Genomic DNA, 22,328 nt, shown 5'->3' with positions numbered 1-22,328 from the left:
GTCACCACTCGACGAGGAGCCGGGGCAGCCCGCGGCCGACCAGGCTCTTGCGGTAGCCGATCTCCTGGTCCGGCGTGAGGCGCAGGCCGGGCATCCGGGCGGCGATCCGCTCCAGGGCGATGCGGAGTTCGAGGCGGGAGAGCGCCGCGCCGACGCAGTGGTGGATGCCGTACCCGAAGACCATGTGGTCGCGGGCGTTGGCGCGGTGGACGTCGAACCGCTCGGGGTCGGGGAAGACCGTCTCGTCGTGGCTCGCGGAGTCGGCGTGCAGGAAGACCTCCGACCCGGCCGGGATCGTGACGCCGTGCAGGGTGACGTCCTCGGTGGTGCGGCGGAAGCTGCCGAGGCTGGCGCCGTCCATGCGGAGCGTCTCCTCGATCATGTTGGGGATGAGCCCGGGGTCGGCGACGACCGCCTCCCACGACATGCGATCCCGCTGCATCCGATGGACGGCGTTGCACAGGCCGTTCGGCACGGTGTCGTTGCCGCCGAGCAGCAGCGCGCTGATGGTCTCGACGACCTCCCGGTGCGACAGGCCGTCCGGGCCGGTGTCGATCAGGCCCGCCATGAGCCCGGCGAAGTCGTCACGGGGTTCGGCGCGGCGTTCGGTGACGAGGCGGTCGACGTAGTCGAGGTACTTGAGGAACTCCTGGGCCAGCTCCCGCTGACGGGCGGGCGGCTGCGGCGACAGGAACAACTGGAACCAGGAGTACACCCACTGCTTGACCTGGTGCTCGTCCTCGGGCGGCACGCCGATGAACGCCGCCGTCAGCCGGGCCGACGGCGGGTGGGCGAGGTCGGCGACCAGGTCGCCGTGCCGCCTCTGCTCGACGGCGTCCAGTACGGCGTCGACCTGGGTGCCGAAGGCGTCGCCCAGCCGGTCGACGGCGCGCGGCGTGAAGGCCCGGGAGATGGCCCGGCGGATCCGGGTGTGCTGCGGCGGGTCGACGTTGGCGGCGAAGTTGTCGAGGAAGGACCGGTGCTCGCCGAGCGACTCCTTGACCTCGTCGGTGAGCGTACGGGAGATGGTGAGGGAGCCGATCGAGGAGAACCGCCGGTGGTCGCGGTAGCCGTCGCGTACGTCCTCGTAACGGGTGAGCACCCACATGCGCAGGTGCTCGCTCCAGAACACCGGCCGCTCGTGTCGCAGGCGGGTCAGGAACGGGTAGGGGTCGGCGACGTGCCAGTCGGCGGTGATGTCGAAGTCCGTCGCCGTCTCGGGTGTACTCAAGAGCCGCCTCCCAGGATGCGACGTGGGTTGTCGACCAGCATCCGGTGGATCTGTTCCTCGGTGACGCCGCGCTCGCGCAGGGCGGGGAGCACGTCCCGTGAGACGTGCAGCAGGTGGTAGTTCGGATGCCGCCGCCGTACGACCTCGGGGTCGAAGCGGTCGTTGAAGCAGTACGAGTCGTGGGACAGCACCATCCGCCCGGCGTGGCCGCGCTCGCACAGCGCGGCGACCGTCGCGACCCGGTCTTCGAACGAGGTGAACTCGATGCCGAACCGGTCCATGCCGATGTACGAGCCGTTGGCGATGAGCTCCTCCAGGTAGGCCAGGTCCGTGGAGTCGCCGGCGTGGCCGATCACCACGCGGTCCAGGTCCACGCCCTCGGCCGCGAGGAGCTTCTGCTGGTCGAGCCCGTTGCGGGTGGCCGACTCGCTGTGGGTGGTGATCGGCACGCCCGTGGCGCGGTGCGCCTCGGCGACCGCGCGCATCACCCGCTCCACGCCGGGTGTGATCCCCTGCCGCCCGGTGGCGCACTTGAGCATGCCCGCCCGCACGCCCGTACGGCCGATGCCGTCGGTGATGTCGCGGACGAAGAACTCGGCCAGCCGGTCCGGCCCGCCGAACAGCGTGCCGGGTCCGCGGTTGCCGAAGTACGGCGGCAGGGCGTCGTAGGTGTACAGGCCGGTCGCCGCGACGATGTGGACGTCGGTCTGCTCGGCCACGCGCTGCACGGCCGGGACGTACCGTCCCAGCCCGACGACGGTGAGGTCGACGATCGTGTCGATGCCGGCGGCCTTCAGCTCGTTCAGCTTTCCGGCGGCCTCGCGGGCGCGTTCTTCCAGGTCCCAGCCCTCGGGAATGTCGGGCCAGTTCCAGAGGATCTCCGGACTGAGGCCGAAGACGTGCTCGTGCATGAGCGTCGCCCCGGGGTCGGCCACCGGGCCGCGCACGGTCTGCACCGGACTCATCTCACTCCGCCGGGACGAGGGGGATCTTCGGGTGGTCGAAGGGCCGGTTGACCGTACTCATCTCACTCCGTGGGGACGAGGGGGAATCTGAGGTGGTCGAAGGGCCGGTTGACCTTCAGGCCCAGCCCGTCGGTCTGGCCGTACGGCGCGCCCGTGTAGAGGGCGGCGGCGTCGAAGTAGGTGGCGGTGAACGACAGACGGGGGGCGTCGCGGTGGTTCTGTGGCGCACCGTGGACGGTCAGCGCGCTGTGCACCGTGGCGTCACCGGCGGCGAGGTCCAGGGGCGGGGAGAGCTCCAGCTCGCGCAGCCACGGATGCCGCGTGAGCGCGTCATCGCCCTCCCGGACGAAGCTGCGCCCGAGGGTGCCGTACCGGTGCGATCCGGTGAAGAACCGCAGCGAGCCCATGTCGGCGGGCACGTCGGCCAGGGCCAGCCAGACGGTGAGCATCGCGGAGGTGTCCATCGGCATCCACGGAAAGTCCTGGTGAAATACGGTCTGGCCGTGTTCGCCGGGCTCCTTCACCAGCAGGTTCGTGACCTGCAGGCGTACCCGTTCGACGCCGGTCAGCAGCCGGACCGCGCCGCGGGCGAGGGCCGGCGAGGTCGCCAGCACGTGGAACTCCTCCTCGCGCTCGGCGATGTCGCGGTCCTGGCCGAACGCCTGGTCGACGAAGCCGGTGCCGGGGGTCCGCCGGCGCGCCGCCAGCCGGTCCAGCGCCCGCCGCCGGAGCCGTTCGACGAAGTCCGGGGCGACCAGGCCGGGCAGCCGCACCCAGCCGTTCTCCCGGAAGAAGCGGGCCTCTTCCTCGGTCACATCCCGTACGGGTGCAGCCATCGCCACCGCCTTGAGTCGCCGTCGCCGGCGGCCACCGTCGTCGGCCTCCGTCGCCTGGGGCGACCGCCGGAGGGTCACCGCTCGGGCCGCCGGACGCCGGAACGTCGTCCTGCCGCGACCATAGACGCTCTCCCGTGCATCGAGCAAGCGCTTGGTATAGTCTGCTGCGGTGAAGCGCCCGTTCCGATTCGGCGCCGTCATCCGCGACGCGGACACGGCCGCCGCGTGGGCCGCCAAGGCCCGCAGGCTGGAGGACTCCGGCTTCGACGTCCTCCTCGTCCCCGACCATCTCGTGGGCCCCCGTTTCGCGCCGATCGCCGCGCTGACCGCCGCGGCGTGCGCGACCACCCGGCTGCGGATCGGCACGCTGGTGTTCGCCAACGACTTCCGGCATCCGGCCGTCCTGGCCAAGGAGGCGGCAACGGTCGACCTGCTGTCCGACGGGCGGCTCGAACTCGGCCTCGGCACCGGCTGGATGGCCCGGGACTACCAGAGCGCCGGTCTGCCGCTCGACCCTCCCGGCATCCGCGTCACGCGCCTGGCCGAGGCGATCGATGTGCTCAAGGGCCTCTGGCGCGGCGGCCCGTTCTCCTTCGCCGGCGAGCACTACACCGTCAGCGGGCTGGAGCAGCGGCCGCTCCCCGTCCAGCGCCCGCATCCCCCGCTGGTCCTGGGCGGCGGGGGCCCTCGGATGCTCCGCCTGGCCGCCCGCGAGGCCGACGTCGTCAATCTGACCATGCGGGTGCGGGCGGACGGCTCCGGCCCGGACACCACCGACGGCGGCCCCGACGCCTTCCGGCGGAAGATCGAGGTCGTCCGGGAGGCGGCCGGGTCGCGGTTCGACGCGATCGAGCTCGGCACCTCCGTCCTGCGGATCGGCCCGGGCCGCGACCCCGAAGCGTGGAGTGCGGCGAACCCCTCCGCCCAGACGGGAACCCCGCAGGTACTGGCAGGCGAGCTCGCGGCCGTATGCGACGCCCTCCGCCACTGGCGTGACGAGCTGGGCCTCTCCTACTACGTCCTGCACAACGAGGCGGACCTCGACGCGTTCATCCCCGTCGTCGACCGTCTCGCCGGCACCTGACCCGCCCGCCGCTCCGTTGATCTCGGGAGAATCGCCGTTTCCGGGCGGCGCGCAAGGGCAACGATCCCGAACTCAACGGAGCGGGGAGCGTCGGCGGCATCTCCGGCGCGCGCCCGTCAGGTAGGGGCGAGGCGCGAGCCGGGGTACGGGGACAGGAGCGTCTCGCGCCAGGTGCCGTCGAGGAACTCACGGGCGCGCTTGCGCCAGCCGAGCAGGCGCTCGTCGGCGTCGATCTCGTCGTCCAGGCCGAGCGCGGCGTCGTACGACCGCTGCAGCGCGAGGTGGGAGTCGAGGTCGGTCGCCCAGACGGTGACGACCTCGGTGTCGCACAGCAGCACCTCGTACAGGCCGACGGGGCGGTGGCCGTGGTCGGCGAGCAGGGGGACGCGCTCCTCCCGGACCGCCGCCAGGTAGTCGAGGGCCGCGCCGGGCCGGACGCGCGCGCTCTCGAGGACGAAGAACTCCGCTCCCGTGGCGTCGGCGAGCGCCGGGCTGCCGGGAGCGGCGCCCAGCGGGCGGGAGAACGCGGTGAAGCGCAGGTCGTCGATGGCCGACAGGAAGAGGTTCTCCTTGACGCCGGTGTAGATCTCCAGCATCTGCCGCCAGCCGCCGTCCCAGCCCCCGTGGCAGTCCCACAGGGTGACGACCTTGAACTGCGGGTGCCCGGTGATGCCGACGGCGTAGAACGCGCCGACCAGGTCGATGTCGCGGGAACGGATCGACTCTCCCTTGGTGAGCACATGCCGGCCGGACTCGAGCGCCTCGTCCTCCTTCTTGTAGGCCGTGAGCCACTGGAGGTACTCCAGCGGCCTCCGCGAGTTCATCGGATGGAATTCGACCTCTTCGAGCAGATAAATGCCTCGCCGCATGCACCGCTCCCATTCGCTGCCACAAGCGCTTGCTTGGGACCCTAGAGAACGAACCGGGGGCGGGCAACCCCGCACCGGATGGTCACTTCGCTGCGTGCATCCGTACACACGGCGACGAGTCGGCGACCGTTAAGATCGCGGCGTGCCGACCGTTCCCCGCCTCCGAAGCCCCCTGCGCGGTCGCCTGATCATCTGCGGTGACACTCCGCTCGCCTTCCGGCTCGCCGACGAGCTGTCGACGCGCTACCTCCAGGACGTCACGGTCATCGTCTCCTCCAAGCGACGTAACCACGGGCCCCAGATCACCGACCTGCCCCGCGTACGGGTGCACGAGGCGGCGGAGCTGGACGACGAGACGTTCCGGGCCGTGCACACCGAGTCGGCGCGCGCGGTCGCCCTCGTCGGCAACAGCGAGGTCGGCAACATCCACGCGGCGTTGCGGGTCCAGGAGCTCAATCCGGACATCCGGCTGGTCATCCGGATGTCGAACACCGCACTGGGAAACCGCATCCGCACGCTGTTCAAGGACTGCGCGGTGCTGTCGGACGGCGCGGTCGCCGCGCCGTCGTTCGTGGCCGCCGCCCTCGGTGACCTGCCGCCCAGCCACGTGCGGGTGGCGGGCCGCACGCTGTACGTCGCCCACCGGAGCGACCGGGTCCGCAACGTCGTCTGCGGGCTCGCGGACACCCGCAGGTCGGACGGGGCGCCCCGGTTGCTCCCAGTGGACCAGGAACGGGCCAACCTGGTGCTCGCGGTCGCCGACGGCACATCGCGCACGTCCCTCGCCGGCCCGCCGGTGAACCGCCGGCCGGTCACCACGCTCACCCGCAATCTGCGGCTGATCCTCAGCCGGCGCCTGCTACAGGTGGCGATGGCCCTTCTCGTGCTGATCGTCGTCGGCAGCACCGCGCTGAGCATCGGCGACCGTCACGGCTTCACCTACTCGCTGTACCTGGTCCTCCTCGACATCGCCGGGGCGGCCAACCCGGATCCGCAGCTCAGCGGGCCGGCGAAGGTCACGCAGGTGATCATTACGCTGGCCAGTCTCGCGCTGGTGCCCGCGATCACCGCCGCGGTCGTCGACACGCTGGTCCGGGCCCGGCTCGCCGGGCCGCTCGAGCAGCTGCGCGATCCGATCAACGGGCACGTCGTGGTCGTCGGCCTCGGCGAGGTGGGCCTCCGTGTCGTATCGCAGCTCCACGACCTCGGTGTCCAGGTGGTCTGCGTCGAGGCGAACGAGGACGCCGTCGGCGTTCCGCTGGCCCGCCGCCTCGGACTGCCGATCGTCTTCGGCGACGCCACCCGGGGCGAGACCCTGCGTACGGCGTGGGTCGGCACCTGCCGCGCCGTGGTCACGGTCACCAGCGACGACATCACCAACCTGGAGGCCGGGCTGAACGCCCGTGCGCTGCGCGACAACGTCCGCGTGGTGCTGCGGCTCTTCGACGACGACCTGGCGGCGCGCGTACACCGCAACTTCAAGATCCCGGTGTCGCGCAGCGTGTCCTTCCTCGCCGCACCGGCGTTCGCCGCCGCCATGATGGAACGCCAGGTCATCGGGACGATCCCGGTCGGCCGCAGCGTGATGCTCATCGCCGACATGCCGATCGGCGCGAGCTCAGAACTCGACGGACGGCCCCTGCGGGAGGCGAACCTCCCGGGAGAGGCCCGGGTGCTGGCGCTCGGCCGCCGCGGCCGGCCGCGCTTCGACTGGGACCTGCAGAACGGCTACCTTCTGATCCCCGGAGACCGGCTGGTCGTGCTCGCCACCCGGTCCGGCATCGGCCACCTCCGGGCCCGCACCATCGGCACGCCCGAACCGCCCTCCACGTCGCCGCGCTGAGCTGTTCTGCCAGGTCGGCGACGGCGCCCCCGTCCTCCGGCTGATCCCACGGCCGCCTCGGATTCCGCACCGAGCGGGAACACGGCGAGGACTCCGGATCCGCGGGCGGGGCGTCAGCGGGCGATGAGCTCCTCGCGCCCCTTCGCGCGGTGTGCCGACACCTGGAAGGAGCCGGTCACGGCTCCGCCGCGCAGGTTCACGTGGTTCGCCGTCACCCCGCTCTTGTCCCGGTCGATCGGCATGATCAGGTACGAGTGGCCGCCGACCATCCCCGCGAGCACCGACGCCTCCTTGGCCTCGATCGTCCCGCTCGACAGACGGAACGTGCCGTTGAGCCGGGCCAGGATCGCGTACGGGACGTCGCGGGAGACGTAGTAACCGCCGGCGTCCAGGTCGCCCTGGGCCGTGCTCATCGGGATGAGCAACAGGGGATGCGCGGTGTTGCGGTAGGAGGCGACCAGCGGGTTCAGCCGCGGGATCAGGTCGGTGTTCAGCTTGCTGAGGACGTCCTGGATGGACTGCCGGAGCGAGTCCGACGGCTGCTCGGCGACCGGGGTGACGCCCGAGAGCAACAGGTCGACGGGCGTGCTGCCCTGGGTGACCTCCCGCTTCCAGCCCTTGCGCCTCTCGTCCAGGAGAAGCCCGGCGACGCTGCCCAGCGCGGTGCTCTCCCCGTCCACGGTGACCTGCCCGGCATCGAGTGTCCGGTCCATCGGCCGGAGCTGCGACCTCTTGCGGATCTCCCGGGGGTCGTCCTGTTTGGCTCCCATCGCCATGGCCGTGGCGACGGCGCCGAAGTAGCCGGCCGCCCCCTCGCCGATGTCGGTCGCGGCGGCCCGCTTGGCCTCGCCCGCGTACTCCTTCTGCCACATCGACCGCCAGTACGCCGCGCCGGCGAGCCGGCCGTTCCGCTGCTTCGGATCGGCGTAGGCCGCGACCAGGTCGTTGTAGAGCATGGCGCGGTAGAGCCGGGGCGTGACGGCGAGCGGGTACTCCGTGCCCCGCATTTCCCCGCCCTTCTTCCAGGCCTGCCAGCGCTGCTGCGTCGCGTGGTACAGCTCATCCGTCGCGGCGGCGAACAACGTGGCGGACAGGCTCATCCGTGCCGCCGCCGCGTCCGATCGGTACGAGGGGTCGGCGGCGTTCATGACGACCGCCGGGTGCCCGTCCCAACTGGCGTAGGAGGACCCGCTGCGCGGAATGGCGATCTTCCTCTTCCGGAGCTCGGACGGGCTCAGGTTCGTCACGCCGTCCACGCTGATCAACCGTGTGCCGACGCCGTCACCGAGGATGATCCGCCGGTCCTTTAGGACGGTTCCGGGCCAGATCTTCGGGGCTTCGGGCCACACCCGGGCCACGGCCTCCTGGACCTCGGACGAGACGGGTTTCAAGGCCGTCTCGGCGGAGGTCGGCCCGTGCCCCTTGTGGGAGTCGCCGGAGCATCCGGCGACGACCCCGAGCAGCGCCGCCGCGGCGAGGGCCGGCCAGTGGCGTGCCGGCCGGCCCGCACGTGAGCCTCTACGGCCTGAAGGGAAGGATCCTGACCCGACGAACCCAGTGAACACCGCACAACCCCCGCGCACCGGCCGATCTCGGACATGGGCCGGGGGGTGGCTTGCCCATCTTGACGCGGGCGATCATTCCCCGATCGCCGGGCGGTTAACGTCCCCGCACGTCGGCAACGCTTTTCAAGCCGTTCAGGAAGGCGACGCCGCGCCGGACGTCGGCCACGGGGCCCGCGCCCGGCGCCGGCTCGGCGTCCAGGATCGTGTCCTGTTCCAGGACGTACCACCCCTGGTAACCGGCCTGGTCGAGCGCTGCCACGATCGCCGCGACGTCCACGTCCCCGGCGCCGAGCGGGCGATAGAGCCCGTCGCGTACGGCTTCGGTGTAGGTGCGCTCGCCGCCGCGGACGCGGTCGGCGACGCTCGCGTCGACGTCCTTGAGGTGCACGTGCGCGACACGGTCCGCGGCCGCCCGCGCCAGGGCGAGCGGGTCGGTACCGCCGATGAGCAGGTGCCCGGTGTCCAGGCAGAGCGGGACGCCGGAGCAGGCCAGGACCCGGTGGACCTCATCGGGTCCCTCGACGATCGTGCCGACGTGCGGGTGCAGCGCGGTCCGGCGCCCGAGCCCGGCCACGTACGCGGCGACGCGGTCGAGGTTGGCCAGCAGCGTCGCCCAGTGCTCGGCGGACAGCACGGGACGCTCGTCGTACCCGTCCCGGCCGGTCGCGGCCGCGAGAACGAGCATCGGCGCGTCGCCGAACCCGCGCAGCGCCCGCTCCACCTCCGGCAGCGGATCACGCGCCGGCTCGTGCAGGACCACGGCGACGAATCCGCCGGCCGCCGCCAGGCCGTACGAGGTCAGCAGCGCCTCGCGTTCGGCCGGGTCCGCCGGCAGGAACCCGTCCGGGCCGAACTCGGTGGCGGTCAGTCCCGTGTCGCGCATCTCGGCCAGCACCCGGTCCGGGGACATCTGGTGACCCCACCCCGGTACCTCGCACACGCCCCAGGAGATGGGCGCACCCGCGATCCTCACCGCCGGACCTCCTCGGTTCTCATGCGGGAACCTCCTCGACCGTCACTGCCGGACCTCATCGATCGTCACGGTGCGCCGCTCCCGGCGGGAGCGGTCGCACGCCTCGGCCACGTAGAACGCCTCCAGGGCCTCCTCCGGCGGGCACGGGCTGTCGGCCTTCCCGGCGACGACCCGGACGAACTCCTCGAGTTCGGCCTCGTACGCCGGCCCGAAGCGCTCGAGGAAGCCCTGGGAGGGCAGAGCGCCGAGCGTTCCGGCCGCAGAACCCCCGTCGACCGGCGTGAGCGGCGTCTGCTCGCCGAATCCGGCCGCGAGGCTGTCCTTGGATCCGAGCGCCTCGAAGCGGACGTCGTAGCCGGCCCCGTTGTAGCGGGTCTCGGAGATGATGGCGAGGGTCCCGTCGTCCAGGGTGAGAAGGGCGGCGGAGGTGTCCACGTCGCCGCTCGCGGCGAAGTACTCCTCTCCCTTGTTGGCCCCCGTCGCCGTGACCTCGACGACCTGTCGTCCGGTGACGAACCGGATCGCGTCGATGTCGTGAACGGCGCAGTCGCGGAAGATGCCCCCGGAGACACGGACGTAGGCGGCGGGCGGCGGCGCGGGATCGAGCGTGCAGGACCGCACCGTGTGGAGCCTGCCGAGGCGGCCGGCCGCGATGGCGTCCCGGAGCGCGGCGTGACCCGCGTCGAAGCGGCGCTGGAATCCGACCTGGACGGGGGTTCCGGCCGCACGGACCGCCCGGACGACTTGGAGCGTTCCAATACTGTCCGGCGCGACGGGCTTCTCGCAGAAGGTCGGGATGCCCGCCCGCGCGGCGCGGGTCACGAGCTCGGCGTGCGCGTCCGTCGCGGCGGCGACGACCAGGCCGTCCAGCCCGGCGTCGAAGAGCGCGTCGACCGAATCGGCGACGACCCCGCCGTACTCCTCGGCGATCCGGCGCGCCCGGTCGGCGTCCGGATCGGCCACCACGAAGGATTCGACGGAGGGCAGCGCGCGAAGGGTCTCAGCGTGCCGGGCACCGATGCGGCCTGCCCCTGCGAGCCCGATTCTCATAGAGTCCTCCTGGTGGGCGACGTCGTGTCGGACGCTCGCGAAACCGGCGCAGATGGACGGCTCTGGAGTCCTCGAGGGAGGCTCAAGGACTCCGGTATCGCCGTTAGAACGCTCCATCGCCAGAGTGCGATTGTCATGACATTAAGAGGTAATACCTAACCTAGACCGCATCGCAAGACTCGTCCATCGGGTGGCCGACCTCGGGCATCGCGCGCCCCATCGGCGGCGGCCGCCTCGGGCGCGCCCCGGCACCGACGGCGTCCCTCGACGAGCACCTCGCCCGCCGCTATGTGATCCACTTCACATATTTCTCGGCAAACGAAGAGGCCTGACAGAACGTCGGCATGACCCAGGTCTCTTACCAAGCGCTAGTTTGACCTCATGCGTGTTCTCGTCACCGGCGGATCGGGATTCGTCGGCTCCTACACCGTCCGCGCGCTGCTCGCGGCCGGTCACCATGTGAGGGTCCTCGTGCGCGATCCCGGCCGGGCGGTCGAGATCCTCGGGGCGATCGGGGTCGAGGCCGAGGCGGTGGAAATGCACCCCGGCGACATGCTCGACGAGGAGGCCGTCGCCCAGGCCCTCGACGGGTGTGACGCCGTCGTGCACGCCGCCGCCGCGCTCGGCGTCACCGACACCCGTACGGACGTCCTGGAGGTCAACGTCGCCGGCACGCGCGCCGTGGTCGGCGGCGCCGTCGCCCGGGGGCTCGACCCGGTGATCCACGTGTCCACCATCGCGGTGTTCGTGCCGCCGGCGGGGCCGATGATCCGGGCGGAGGACCCGCTCGCACACCCGCGTACGGACTACGGCCGTTCGAAGGTCGCGGCCGAACGCTACGTGCGCGGCCTGCAGGCCGACGGCGCCCCCATCACGATCGTCTACCCCGGCGGTGTCATCGGCCCGCGGCAACCGCGCCTGGACGCGATGATGGAGGGCCTGGCCGGCGCCCTCAACATGATCTGGCCGATGCCGAGCGGCGGCGTGTCCCTCGTCGACGTCCGCGACCTCGGCGAGGCCCTGGCCCGCGCGGTCGTCCCCGGCCGGGGGCCGCGCCGGTACACGCTCGGCGGCCATTACCTGACCTGGCCGGGGCTGGCCGACCACTGCGACGCCCTCACCGGCGTGCGCTGCCGCCGCGTCGTGGTGCCCGGCGGGCTGATGATCGCGCTGGGGTCACTGCTGGACGCGGCCAAGCGCGTGCGCTCCTTCGACTACCCGTTGACCCGGGACGCCGCGCAGTTCATGGTGACGCTCGTGCCCTCCGACGACACCGCGGCCATCGACGCGCTCGGCGTCACGCTCCGGCCGGTGGAGGAGAGCCTGGCGGACGCCCTGCGGTGGCTCGCGGCCGCCGGGCATCTCTCCCCGGCGCGGGCCGGGCGGCTCGCCCCGCCCCGTCCCGTACGGGCCGGCCCCGGGCGGATTCCCGATGACAGCGTTCCGGGCGGCGCCGAGGGCGTCCCGGGCAGAACGGATCCCCCGGAGCGCACCGGGGGTGCGCCGGACAGAGAGGCAGGGCAGGTCATGCCGCGAAGCAGGCTCCAGGCCGCGATCACCCCGACGGTTCAGCGGGTGTCCGGTTCACCGTGGTTCGCCAAGATCGCACCCAAGATCGTCCCCCCGCTGGACCGCGCGCTGCACCGGCTGTCGGGCGGCCGTCTCCTCATGGGGCAGTACGTCGTGCCCAGCCTCGTGCTGAAGGCCACCGGGCACCGCAGCGGCCTGCCCCGCCAGACGCCGCTGGCCTGCCTGCCCGAGCCGGACGGCTCGTACGTGGTGGTCGGCAGCAACTTCGGCCGCGAGAACCACCCCGCGTGGACGACCAACCTCCTGCACGATCCGAGCGCCGAGGTCAGCCACCGTGGCCGTACGATCCCGGTCACCGCGCGACTGCTGGAAGGGGCCGAGCGCGCCGAGGTCTGGCCCCGGCTGCTGAAGGCATGGCCGACCTACGACACGTACGTCGAGCGCTCCGGCCGCGAGCTGCGGGTCTTCCGCCTTCAGCCGCGGGGCTGAGCCGCCGGACGTGTCGGCGGGCCGTGCGGGAACCCGGCGCGGTGTCGACCGGCCGCGGTGCCCGCAGGCCGTCCGGAGACGCGAACGGCGCCCCTCCGGAAAGGTCCGGAGGGGCGCCGTCTCGCACCGCGTGCCGCGGGGCCGACCGGTGCCGGTCAGGCGGCGACGACGTCCCGCGTCGTCGCCGGCTCCAGTGCCAGGTCGAGGACGTCCCGGACGTCGCTGACCGGGTGGACGGTCAGCTGCTCCAGGACCTCGGCCGGCACGTCGTCCAGGTCCGGCTCGTTGCGCTTCGGGATGATCACCGTGGTGATCCCCGCCCGGTGCGCGGCCAGCAGCTTCTGCTTGACGCCGCCGATGGGCAGGACCCGCCCGGTCAGCGACACCTCACCGGTCATCGCGACGTCCGTGCGGACCAGCCGCCCGGACAGCAGCGACGCGAGCGCCGTGGTCATCGTGACGCCCGCGCTGGGCCCGTCCTTGGGCACGGCGCCGGCCGGCACGTGGACGTGCACGCCACGGTCCTTCAGGTCACCGACCGGCAGTTCCAGCTCCGCGCCGCGCGAGCGCAGGTAGGACAGCGCGATCCGCGCCGACTCCTTCATGACGTCGCCGAGCTGGCCGGTCAGGGTCACGCCGGTGTCACCGGTCTCCTTGTCCGCCAGGGACGCCTCGATGTAGAGCACGTCGCCGCCGGCCCCGGTCACCGCGAGCCCGGTCGCCACGCCCGGCACCGCCGTACGCCGCTCGGACTCGTTCAGCGACGTCTCCGGCGTGAAGCGCGGACGGCCGAGGTAGTCGCGCAGGTCGTCGGCGCCGACCGTCAGCGGAAGCGTCGTCTGCTCCAGCGCGACCTTCGCCGCGACCTTGCGCAGCACCCGGGCGATCGCCCGCTCCAGGCTCCGTACGCCCGCCTCGCGGGTGTACTCGGCCGCCAGCAGCCGTAGCGCGCCGTCGTCGATCGTCACCTCGTCGGCGGTCAGGCCCGCCTTGTCGAGCTGACGCCGCAGCAGGTGGTCGCGCGCGATGGCGACCTTCTCGTCCTCGGTGTAGCCGTCGAGGGAGACGAGCTCCATGCGGTCCAGCAGCGGGCCGGGGATGGTCTCGAGCGCGTTGGCCGTCGCGAGGAACACGACGTCGGACAGGTCGAGCTCGACCTCGAGGTAGTGGTCCCGGAACGTGTGGTTCTGCGCCGGGTCCAGCACCTCCAGCAGCGCCGCCGTCGGGTCGCCGCGGTAGTCCGCGCCGACCTTGTCGATCTCGTCGAGCAGCACGACCGGGTTCATCGTGCCGGCCTCGCGGATCGCCCGGACGATACGGCCGGGCAGCGCGCCGACGTACGTGCGCCGGTGACCCCGGATCTCGGCCTCGTCGCGGACGCCGCCGAGCGCCACGCGGACGAACTCACGGCCCATCGCCCGCGCCACCGACTCGCCCAAGGACGTTTTGCCGACGCCGGGCGGGCCGACGAGCGCGAGGACGGCGCCGGACCGCCGGCCGCCGATCACGCCGAGGCCCCGGTCCTCCCGCCGCTTGCGCACGGCGAGGTACTCCACGATCCGCTCCTTGACGTCGTCGAGTCCCGTGTGGTCCTCGTCGAGGATCTCCCGGGCGCCGGCGATGTCGTAGGCGTCCTCGGTCCGGTCGTTCCAGGGGATGTCCAGGACCGTGTCCAGCCAGGTGCGGATCCAGCCGCCCTCCGGCGACTGGTCGGACGTCCGCTCGAGCTTGTCGACCTCCTTCAGGGCCGCCTCGCGGACCTTCTCCGGCAGGTCGGCCGCCTCGACGCGGGCCCGGTAGTCCTCCTCTTCGGAGGACGGGTCGCCGTTGAGCTCGTTCAGCTCCTTGCGGATCGCGGCGAGCTGCTGGCGGAGCAGGAACTCCTTCTGCTGCTTCTCCACGCCCTCCTCGACGTCCTTGCGGATCGTCTCGGCGACGTCCAGCTCCGCGAGGTGCTCCCGGGTCCAGCCGATCGCGAGCTCCAGCCGCTCGGTGACGTCGGCGGTCTCCAGGATGCGTACCTTCTGGTCGGCGCTGAGGTAGGACGCGTAGCCCGCCCGGTCGGCCATCACCGACGGGTCCTCGATCTGCTGGACCATGTCGACGACCTGCCAGGCGCCGCGCTTCTCCAGCACCCCGACGACCAGCGCCTTGTACTCCTTGGCCAGTTCGTCGGCCCGCGGTCCGAGACCGGCGTCCTCGACCTCGGTCCCCTCGACCCACAGGGCCGCGCCCGGACCGGTCGTCCCGGAACCGATGCGCACGCGGGCCACGCCGCGGACGACGGCGCCCGGCCCGCCGCCGGGCAGCGTGCCCACCTGCTCGACGACGGCGAGGGTGCCGACGGCCGCGTACTTCCCGTTCAGCCGGGGCACCAGCAGCACCCGCGGCTTGTCCTCCGACCGGATGCCCGGCCCCTGGGAGACGGCGGTCGCACGCGCGGCGTCGATCGCCGCCCGCACGTCGCTCTCCGACAGGTCGAGCGGCACGACCATCGCCGGCAGCACGACCTCGTCGTCGAGCGGCAGCACCGGCAGGGTGACGATCTTGCTCATCAGGCCTCCAAAGCTTGAGTCACCCACACTCAAGAAAGAAGAGTCCCGATAAATTTCCGATCGCCCGTTCGCCCACAGCGATCGCCGGGTGTCCTGTCCGGGCGAACCTTGCGAGTTCCGGACTTACCTTGCGAGCGATCTTGCGAAGTCCGGACCAACCCTGCGAACGGTCGGGCATCGCGGGACGAACCGACCGTTCGCAGCACCCCAGCAACGCCGGTCGGCAGTCCCTCTCCACCGAATTCGCAAGGTAGGTCCGAACAAGATCGGCGGTCACTGTCCGGACCTACTTTTCAACCCGCAGCTCGGCGCGCTGACCGCTGGCAGGGTTCGGCCGGAACGGACACCGGGGTTGTGTCCTGTCCGGGCGAACCTTGCGAGTTCCGGACTTAGGTTGCGAGTGATCTTGCGAAGTTCGGATTAACCCTGCGAGGCGGCGGCCGGGTCGTGAAGAATCCTCGGTCATGAAGGGCTTACGCATGGTGATCGGCGATGGGGTTGATCCGCCGGCCGATGGCTTCGAGATCGGGTACCTGACGCCGGACGGAGCGCAGGTGCGGGTTCCGCTGACGGATGCGTGGAGCGTGCGGCTGGAGTCCGCGCCGCCCGCGCGGAGCTTCGCCTCCTACAAGGGGCAGCGGCACTTCCCGGGTCGGTGGTGGACGGCCACGGAGGAAGGACATGTCGGGTACGAGTCGTGGCTGGAACGCGATCACCTGATGTTGCTCGACTTCGATCCCGCGATCATCGGGATCGCTTCCCAGCCGTTCTGGTTGTTCTGGTCGACGGAGGATCGGCGGAAGGGCCGGTCGCATGCGCCGGATTACTTCGCGCGGAAGGCGGATGGATCCGGAGTGGTCGTCGACTGCCGTCCTGCTGAACGACGTAAGCCGCGCGACCTGGCGGCGTTCGAGGCCACCAGGAAGGCGTGCGGACTGGTGGGGTGGGAGTACCGGCTGGTGGGCGCCCCGGATTCGATCGTGACGGCGAATGTGCGGTGGCTGGGGGGCTACCGGCACCCGCGTCATTCGCTTCCTGAGATCGCTACGGCGTTGGGGGACGCCTTCCACTCACCGCGCGGACTGCTGGCCGGTGCAGAGGCCGTGGGCGATCCGATCGCGGTGTTGCCGGTGCTGTTCCACCTGCTTTGGCGGCAGGAGTTGGTCGTGGACCTTTCGGTGCCGCTGCACCAGGCGGCCATCGTGTCGCGGACCCCGCTCACATGACGGGCGAGCGCAGCGTCTCACGGCCGGTGCTGCGTCCGGGCGATTGGGTCCAATTCGACGGCGGCGAACACCAGGTGGTTGGTCTGGCCGGGATGTCGGTACGGCTGCGATCGGCCGCAGGCGGTGAGTCGGTGGTGCTGGCCTCGCATCTGATGGGCGCACCGGGCTTCGCCTTAATCGACGGCGAGCCACTTCCGCAAGTGGAGCCGTTCGGCCTGCTCGACAGTCTCCCGGCCGAGGTTCTCGCGGCAGCCAGGGAATGGGAGCGACACGTCGTTGAGGTCACCAGTGGCTTGCCCCCGGATGCGGCGCCCGGAGCGGTCCCGCAGGCGAAGTACGACCCGGCGACAAGCACTCTCGCCCAGCGCGACCAAGCCAAGGCTGAGGAACTGGGCGTCAGCGTCCGCACGATCCAGAGCCGTCGCGCTCGCTACGCCGCGCAGGGTCTGTGGGGATTGGTGGACCAGCGAGTCATCCGGGATTGGGAGGCGACCGGACGGGCGGATGCCCGGGTGGTGACCGCGATCCGCGAGGCCTTGGACGCCGAGACGAACGCGTCGACGGGGACACGGTCGCGGTTGATCCGGCGGGTGACGAAATCGCTGGAGGACGCCTACGGGCCCGGAGCGGTGCCGCTGCCTGGCAAGACCACCTTCTACCGGCTGATCGAGGTGCTCTCGACGGGACGCCACAGCTTCGAGTCGGCGGTCACGCGTCGGCAGACGGCGAACCGGCCGGACGGGCCGTTCACGCCGACGTTCGCAGCCCGGCCTGGCGAGCAGGTGCAGATCGACTCCACCCCGCTGGACGTGATGGTGCTGCTGGACTCCGGCCTGGCTGACCGCGCGGATCTGACCATCGCGGTCGATGTCGCGACACGCACGATCTGCGCCGCAGTGCTGCGCCCGGTGGGGACCAAGGCGGTGGACGCGTCCCTGTTGGTGGCCAAGATGCTGGTGCCCGAGCCGATGCGACCCGGCTGGTCGACGGCGTTGCGGATGTCGGCGTCCCGGCTGCCACACGCCCGTCTGGTCGACATCGACACCCGGATGGAGCTGGCGGCGGCCAAGCCGGTGATCGTGCCGGACACCATCGTCATCGACGGCGGACGGGTGTTCATCTCCGAGACCTTCACCCGTGCCTGCGAACGCCTGGGGATCTCGGTCCAGAAGGCCCGCCCGAATACGCCGACCGACAAGGCGATCGTCGAGGCGACGTTCGGGTCGATCAACACGCTGTTCTGCCAGCACGTGGCCGCCTACACCGGGTCGAACACCAGCCGCCGTGGCGAGCGCGTCGACGATGAGGCCGTCTGGACGATCCCGGAGTTGCAGGACCTGCTGGATGAGTGGCTGATCGCCGGGTGGCAGCCTCGCCCGCACGACAGCCTGCGTGACCCGTACTTCCCTCGCCGGGCGATGTCGCCGAACGACAAGTACGCCTCGCTCGTGGCCGCTGCCGGCTACCTGCCGCTCACTCTGACCGGTGAGGACTATCTGGAGTTGTTGCCGGTGGCCTGGCGGGCGATCAATGACTACGGCATCCGGATCGACTACCGCACCTACGACCACGTCGACCTCGGCCCCTGGCGGCGGCAGCACTCGGGCGTCACTGCCAAGAAGGGACTGTGGGAGGTCCACTACGACCCGTATGACTTGTCCCAGGTGTTCGTACGCACCCGCACCGGATGGATCACCGTCCCCTGGACGCACCTGCCGATGGTCTCGGCTCCGTTCGCCGACTTCACCTGGCGGCACGCCCGCCGTCTGGCCGCCGACAAAGGGCTGGATGACACCAACGAGACCGACGTCGCTCGTGTCCTGGACAACCTGCTGACGCGGGCTCAGGAAGGGCCGACCGACCGCTCGGCCACGCGACGCAGCAAGCGCATCGCAGCCCGAACCAAGGTCGCAGCCGCCGCCCACCGGCCGCGGCCGGCCGAGGACACCGAACCCGACGCCGACGCGCCGCCACCGACCGCAGCCGTGATCCCGTTCGGGATCTTCGATGCCCACGCCGAAGCCGAGAAGTGGATATGACCAGCGCCCCTCACACCGCGACCACGCCCAATGACGAGGTCCCGCCCGACAATCCCCTCACCACCAAAGAAGGGTGGGGTGCGTTCGTCCGTCACGCTCCCGAGCCGCCAATGCTGCTCACGGCTGACGAGTTAGTCGCTCTTTCGCCTCGCCGCCGGAGCGCCTACGACGAGATGCGGCGGGACTATCACTCCGACCTGCCGCTGGTGAACACCCCGACGATCCACCGAGTGATCTCCACCGGACGCCTGCTGGTCCAGCTCAACCGGCGGCAGATCTCCGCCCGCCGCGGCGCGATCATCAGCGGCGCATCCGGGACCGGCAAGACCACCGCGCTGACCCAACTCGGCCGCGCCCACGAACTGGCCATCCGCAAACGCCACCCCGATGACAAGACTCGGCTGCCGGTCATCTACGTCACCGTCCCGCCTGCGGCGACCTCCCGGATGCTCGCAGTGGAGTTCGCCCGCTTCCTCGGACTGGAGTTCACCAGCCGCTACAACCTGACCGACATCACCAACGCCGTCTGCTCCGTCGCGGCCCACACCCATGTCGACCTCGTCCTAGTCGATGAGATCCACAACATCAGCCTGGCCACCCGCACCGGCGCCGAGGTCTCCGACCAGCTGAAGTACTTCGCCGAACGACTGCCCGCCACGTTCATCTACGCCGGCGTCGAGGTCGAAGCCCAAGGGCTGTTCGCCGGAGCCCGCGGCCGCCAGATCGCCGGACGGTTCACCGTCGTCCCGACGACCGCATTCGCCTACGGCACCAGCGAACAACGCGACGCCTGGCACTCCCTCATCGCCACCTTGGAGACCACCCTGCGCCTGCAGCACCACGCGCCTGGGACTCTGGCGGGTCTCGCCGAATACCTCTACCGGCGCAGCGGCGGAATGATCGGCAGCCTGTCCCAGCTCATCCGCGGAGCGGCGATCCTGGCCATCGAAGACGGCGCCGAAAAGATCACCCGGGAACACCTCGACCTCGTCCCCGTCGACTACGCCGCACAGACCACCTACACCGCCTCAACCTCCCGGCGCCGCCACGGTGACCAGCCCGCATCAGCGGAGGTCGTGTGATGCTGCGCCGACTGCCGATCCCGATCCCGCCCGCCGCGAACGAGACGGTGAAGTCCTACCTGCTTCGGCTCGCCACCGTCCACGACGTCATCTACCAGGAAATGTGGACCTGGGTCAGCGTCCCGGGCGATGCCGGCGCCAAAGCCAGAGTGCTCTGCGGCCAGCGGCTCGCCGAGGCCACCGGCTACGCGCTGGACCACCTGGCCAAGGCCCTGCCCGAACTGAACCCCGACACCGACTGGCTGCTCCTGCGTGACACCCCGCAATTCGCCTGCTCGCGCTGCACCGCCCGGCACGGCGGCGGGCACGTCATGCGGCTGTTCGCCCACCACGAGTACGCCTGCCGACGTCACGGCTACTGGCTCGGTCCACCCGACGTCGGCCAAGACCACAGCCTCCGGCACCTCGCCGACCTTCCGGAGATCCTCAGCGCGCAACGCAAGCACCACCGGCTGGTGCGCGCTTATGGTCCGATCCCAGTCTTCGACGCGCTCATCCACGCTTTCAAGATCTGCGCCGTGCTCTGGAAGAACGGCCCCGAAGAGACCTACGGCGACAGCCGCTGGTGGCACTGGGACCAGCGCCTCGACCGCATCATCCCCAAGACCGACTCCCAGAAGATGTTCAGCCACTCAGGCTGCTACGCCGCCATCTACCCCGAAGCCGTCACCATCGCCGGACTCCTGGCCTCCCCCACCTGGCGGGCCAAAGCCACCGCCCCGTTCGGCGACCCGGACACCGACGACCGCTGGGAGCTCTGCGAACAATTCGGCCTGCGCCTCGGCCTGCGCGAGTACTACCCCGAAGACCAAAAACACCCGCTCCACCTATGGGCCGACCACCACGCCGCCCAGCCCCACATGACCCCCACCACGTTCCCCGAACGGCGCCTGAAGAACACCGACGGCACGCCACCCGCGCCCTCGACCCGGACGCTGCGCAAACACCACCAGGCAGCCCGCTACTTCGCAAAGAACCGCTACGCCGCCAACACTCTGATCTACCACCACCACACCAACGCACCCGTCATCGAGACCTACTACCCCCAACCTGGCCCCTACGCCCGCCAACGCGCCCGACTCGCCGAAACGGCAAACTGAGTCCCAACAGGTTTCCTGCCCCTCGCATTGTGGTGGCAGAACCGTGACCATGACGTGAGGGACGAATGGCAAACAACCAGGCTGTTACGGTCGAGGACGTGCAGGCTCGCTGGCGCGCCCGGGAGGCACCGGACGGTGACCTCATACTTTTCGGCGACGGCACTCTGTCCGTAATGGAATTCCACGAGTTCGCCGACCCCATACGGTGGGAATGGTCGGAAGTCGTGCGGGCAAAGCAGTGGACACCGACCAACTGGCTCGACGTCGATATCACCTTGGCCTCGTGCACTCAGGACGGAATCCGGGCCCTCGCAGGCGAGTCAGCCGCCCACGGAAGTATCGGCTGGGTAGCGCTGATTCGACTCGGCGAGGAGACCTTGGAGTGGCTCGCGATCTCCCAACACTCCAATCCGTTCTCCTCTGTCGAGCTCAACGAGACGACCGTCAGCTCTGGCACTTCCCGCGAGATGCGCCCGCCCAGGTGAGGATCACTGAGGGCCCGGACTACCCGCAGTAGGGAAGGATTGAGAAATGTGCACAGCACTGATCGCCGATCGCGCAAGTGAGCGGCCATGAGAAAGTGGACAGCATGGATGGGCCGACGGAGGATCAAGCTGTAGTCGAGATCTTGAAGACCGTGCGGGTCGGCGACGTCATCTCCGGGACGGTCACTGAGGTAAGACGTCCTCGCGGGGCTGCGGTGAGACTCGACGGGCACCTGAGCCTGATACCGGCGGACATCGGGCCTCTGGACGCCTCTTGGACCCGCCGGTCGGATGAGGCCGTCCAGGTCGGCCAGCGCGTCACCGCTGAAGTAATCGCTGTCGATCGAGAGCAGGCAACGATCGGCCTGTCCCTGGCCGCGACCGAGAATCCCGAGCTCTGGGCGTTCTTGAAAGCACTCCGCCCTGACGAGGTGCTCAGCGGTGTGGTGGCGGACGTGCAGCCGTTCGGCGTGTTCGTGGCGCTGGACGATGGGCCACCACATCCGGTCTATCCAGGAGTAGGTTTCATCACGATCCCCGAGCTGTCCTGGCGGCACCTCGAGAAGGTCTCCGAAGTCGTCGAGGTAGGGCAACGGGTCATCTGTTCCGTCCTCGGCTTCGACACCACGAACGGCGAAGCCAGGCTCTCCCTTCGCGCACGTGAACCCGACCCCTTCCAGGAGTTCGCCGACACGGCTCGCGAGGGACAAGCGTTCTGCGGAACGGTGACCAAGCTCGTCCCGTTCGGAGCCTTCGTCAGCGTCGTGGACGGCGTTGAGGGCCTGGTGCACCTGGACGAACTCGCCCCTATCCCGGTCGAAACCCCCGACCAGGTCGTTCACGTCGGTGACCGCATCAAGGTGACCATCATCGGCCTGGATCGCGAACGCCGCCGATTGTCCCTCTCCCGCAAGCAGGCCGAGCCTGATCCTCCGGCCGGCCTGATGACACCTTGACGGTGCGGACCGGGACGGGACCGCACGCTTCAGACGCTCCCGCCACCGGTGTCAGCGGACCGTCCTCACCGAAAATGCAAGGTAAGTCTGAACAAGATCGGCGGTCGCTGTTCGGACCTACCCTGCGAGCGGCTGCTCAGCGCGCCGACCACTCGCCACCTTGGCGCGGAACGGACAGGTTGGCTCTGACCACCGAAGTGAATCAGGCGTGAGGCACGGCATCTGGCCTGCGGGCCATCAGTACTTCCAGAGCAACCGGCTCCATGAACCGCCTGGTCGAGTCTGATGCCAGCGATGCGTCAGGCGTCCGCGTCGCAGCCTTCGACGAGCTGGGGGCGCCAAGGGGTATGGCGCTGACCAGCCAGACCATGGCGTCAACGAAGGAGTCGACGTCGCCGGGCCAGGGGGTGATGTCGAGCATCCAGTCGCGGGCCGATGATTCGAATCGCT

At 70.5% G+C, this 22,328-nt stretch carries 17 protein-coding genes; 9 read left to right on the top strand and 8 right to left on the bottom strand.

The features are described 5' to 3' along the window. Position 1: 1 nt before the first annotated feature. The 3 genes from NE236_RS08080 to NE236_RS08070 form a co-directional block, all read right to left on the bottom strand. A complete protein-coding gene (locus NE236_RS08080; protein WP_252841222.1) occupies positions 2–1,231 on the bottom strand; it encodes a cytochrome P450 in 1,230 nt (409 codons plus the stop codon). Further along, positions 1,228–2,196 (bottom strand): phosphotriesterase family protein, encoded by a 969-nt coding sequence (locus NE236_RS08075; protein WP_252841221.1) that lies wholly within the window; start codon positions 2,194–2,196, stop codon positions 1,228–1,230. The genes NE236_RS08080 and NE236_RS08075 overlap by 4 nt, the downstream gene beginning before the upstream one ends. 62 nt (positions 2,197–2,258) lie before the next feature. Continuing rightward, positions 2,259–3,179 (bottom strand): phytanoyl-CoA dioxygenase family protein, encoded by a 921-nt coding sequence (locus NE236_RS08070; protein ID WP_252841220.1) that lies wholly within the window; start codon positions 3,177–3,179, stop codon positions 2,259–2,261. A 22-nt stretch (positions 3,180–3,201) separates the two neighbouring features. On the opposite strand from NE236_RS08070, the gene NE236_RS08065 reads away from it, so the two are divergent. Further along, positions 3,202–4,116 carry a TIGR03621 family F420-dependent LLM class oxidoreductase gene (locus NE236_RS08065; protein WP_252841219.1) on the top strand — a complete coding sequence of 305 codons (915 nt, stop codon included), beginning with the start codon at positions 3,202–3,204 and terminating at the stop codon, positions 4,114–4,116. 116 nt (positions 4,117–4,232) lie between these two features. On the opposite strand, the gene NE236_RS08060 is transcribed toward NE236_RS08065, so the two are convergent. Continuing rightward, on the bottom strand, positions 4,233–4,985 hold the full coding sequence (locus tag NE236_RS08060; RefSeq protein WP_252841218.1) for a hypothetical protein: 753 nt from the start codon (positions 4,983–4,985) through the stop codon (positions 4,233–4,235). A 142-nt stretch (positions 4,986–5,127) separates the two neighbouring features. Here NE236_RS08060 and NE236_RS08055 point away from each other — a divergent pair, with 142 nt between their 5' ends. After that, positions 5,128–6,828: an NAD-binding protein gene (locus tag NE236_RS08055; protein ID WP_252841217.1), complete on the top strand. Its 1,701-nt coding sequence runs from the start codon at positions 5,128–5,130 to the stop codon at positions 6,826–6,828. 113 nt (positions 6,829–6,941) lie between these two features. On the opposite strand, the gene NE236_RS08050 is transcribed toward NE236_RS08055, so the two are convergent. The 3 genes from NE236_RS08050 to NE236_RS08040 all read right to left on the bottom strand — a co-directional run bounded on the left by NE236_RS08050 (position 6,942) and on the right by NE236_RS08040 (position 10,416). Then, positions 6,942–8,219, bottom strand: a complete 1,278-nt coding sequence (locus NE236_RS08050; RefSeq protein ID WP_252841216.1) for a hypothetical protein — start codon at positions 8,217–8,219, stop codon at positions 6,942–6,944. Positions 8,220–8,487: 268 nt separating this feature from the next. Next, positions 8,488–9,366 (bottom strand): TIM barrel protein, encoded by an 879-nt coding sequence (locus NE236_RS08045; protein ID WP_252841215.1) that lies wholly within the window; start codon positions 9,364–9,366, stop codon positions 8,488–8,490. Positions 9,367–9,408: 42 nt separating this feature from the next. Next, on the bottom strand, positions 9,409–10,416 hold the full coding sequence (locus NE236_RS08040; protein ID WP_252841214.1) for a Gfo/Idh/MocA family protein: 1,008 nt from the start codon (positions 10,414–10,416) through the stop codon (positions 9,409–9,411). 381 nt (positions 10,417–10,797) lie between these two features. Here NE236_RS08040 and NE236_RS08035 point away from each other — a divergent pair, with 381 nt between their 5' ends. After that, entirely contained in the window at positions 10,798–12,435 is a 1,638-nt protein-coding gene (locus NE236_RS08035; protein ID WP_252841213.1) for a nitroreductase family deazaflavin-dependent oxidoreductase, read from the top strand. Positions 12,436–12,590: 155 nt separating this feature from the next. On the opposite strand, the gene lon is transcribed toward NE236_RS08035, so the two are convergent. Beyond that, on the bottom strand, positions 12,591–14,990 hold the full coding sequence (gene lon / locus NE236_RS08030) for an endopeptidase La (RefSeq protein WP_252841212.1): 2,400 nt from the start codon (positions 14,988–14,990) through the stop codon (positions 12,591–12,593). Between the two features lie 464 nt (positions 14,991–15,454). Between lon and NE236_RS08025 the strand changes: the two genes are divergently transcribed. From NE236_RS08025 to NE236_RS08000, 6 genes are all read left to right on the top strand, one after another. After that, positions 15,455–16,216 (top strand): TnsA-like heteromeric transposase endonuclease subunit, encoded by a 762-nt coding sequence (locus tag NE236_RS08025; RefSeq protein ID WP_252841211.1) that lies wholly within the window; start codon positions 15,455–15,457, stop codon positions 16,214–16,216. Continuing rightward, positions 16,213–18,255 carry a TnsB C-terminal domain-containing protein gene (locus tag NE236_RS08020; protein WP_252841210.1) on the top strand — a complete coding sequence of 681 codons (2,043 nt, stop codon included), beginning with the start codon at positions 16,213–16,215 and terminating at the stop codon, positions 18,253–18,255. The genes NE236_RS08025 and NE236_RS08020 overlap by 4 nt, the downstream gene beginning before the upstream one ends. Further along, complete coding sequence (locus NE236_RS08015) at positions 18,252–19,337, top strand: TniB family NTP-binding protein (RefSeq protein ID WP_252841209.1); 1,086 nt, start codon at positions 18,252–18,254, stop codon at positions 19,335–19,337. The genes NE236_RS08020 and NE236_RS08015 overlap by 4 nt, the downstream gene beginning before the upstream one ends. Next, complete coding sequence (locus NE236_RS08010; protein ID WP_252841208.1) at positions 19,337–20,437, top strand: hypothetical protein; 1,101 nt, start codon at positions 19,337–19,339, stop codon at positions 20,435–20,437. The genes NE236_RS08015 and NE236_RS08010 overlap by 1 nt, the downstream gene beginning before the upstream one ends. Before the next feature lie 65 nt (positions 20,438–20,502). Beyond that, positions 20,503–20,922 carry a hypothetical protein gene (locus NE236_RS08005; protein ID WP_252841207.1) on the top strand — a complete coding sequence of 140 codons (420 nt, stop codon included), beginning with the start codon at positions 20,503–20,505 and terminating at the stop codon, positions 20,920–20,922. Between the two features lie 104 nt (positions 20,923–21,026). Continuing rightward, complete coding sequence (locus tag NE236_RS08000; RefSeq protein ID WP_252841206.1) at positions 21,027–21,878, top strand: S1 RNA-binding domain-containing protein; 852 nt, start codon at positions 21,027–21,029, stop codon at positions 21,876–21,878. Positions 21,879–22,328 lie beyond the last annotated feature (450 nt).

The organism is Actinoallomurus purpureus (genome assembly GCF_024055795.1).
Lineage (GTDB): Bacteria > Actinomycetota > Actinomycetes > Streptosporangiales > Streptosporangiaceae > Actinoallomurus > Actinoallomurus purpureus.
This window is presented reverse-complemented; position numbering and strand designations above follow the sequence as displayed.

Coding starts and splice junctions, on each gene's coding strand:
- NE236_RS08035 (WP_252841213.1), top strand. CDS start 10,798: ATGCGTGTTCTCGTCACCGGCGGATCGGGATTCGTCGGCTCCTACACC.
- NE236_RS08005 (WP_252841207.1), top strand. CDS start 20,503: ATGGCAAACAACCAGGCTGTTACGGTCGAGGACGTGCAGGCTCGCTGG.
- NE236_RS08020 (WP_252841210.1), top strand. CDS start 16,213: ATGACGGGCGAGCGCAGCGTCTCACGGCCGGTGCTGCGTCCGGGCGAT.
- NE236_RS08040 (WP_252841214.1), bottom strand. CDS start 10,416: ATGAGAATCGGGCTCGCAGGGGCAGGCCGCATCGGTGCCCGGCACGCT.
- NE236_RS08015 (WP_252841209.1), top strand. CDS start 18,252: ATGACCAGCGCCCCTCACACCGCGACCACGCCCAATGACGAGGTCCCG.
- NE236_RS08075 (WP_252841221.1), bottom strand. CDS start 2,196: ATGAGTCCGGTGCAGACCGTGCGCGGCCCGGTGGCCGACCCCGGGGCG.
- NE236_RS08025 (WP_252841211.1), top strand. CDS start 15,455: ATGAAGGGCTTACGCATGGTGATCGGCGATGGGGTTGATCCGCCGGCC.
- NE236_RS08010 (WP_252841208.1), top strand. CDS start 19,337: ATGCTGCGCCGACTGCCGATCCCGATCCCGCCCGCCGCGAACGAGACG.
- NE236_RS08060 (WP_252841218.1), bottom strand. CDS start 4,985: ATGCGGCGAGGCATTTATCTGCTCGAAGAGGTCGAATTCCATCCGATG.
- NE236_RS08000 (WP_252841206.1), top strand. CDS start 21,027: ATGGATGGGCCGACGGAGGATCAAGCTGTAGTCGAGATCTTGAAGACC.
- lon (WP_252841212.1), bottom strand. CDS start 14,990: ATGAGCAAGATCGTCACCCTGCCGGTGCTGCCGCTCGACGACGAGGTC.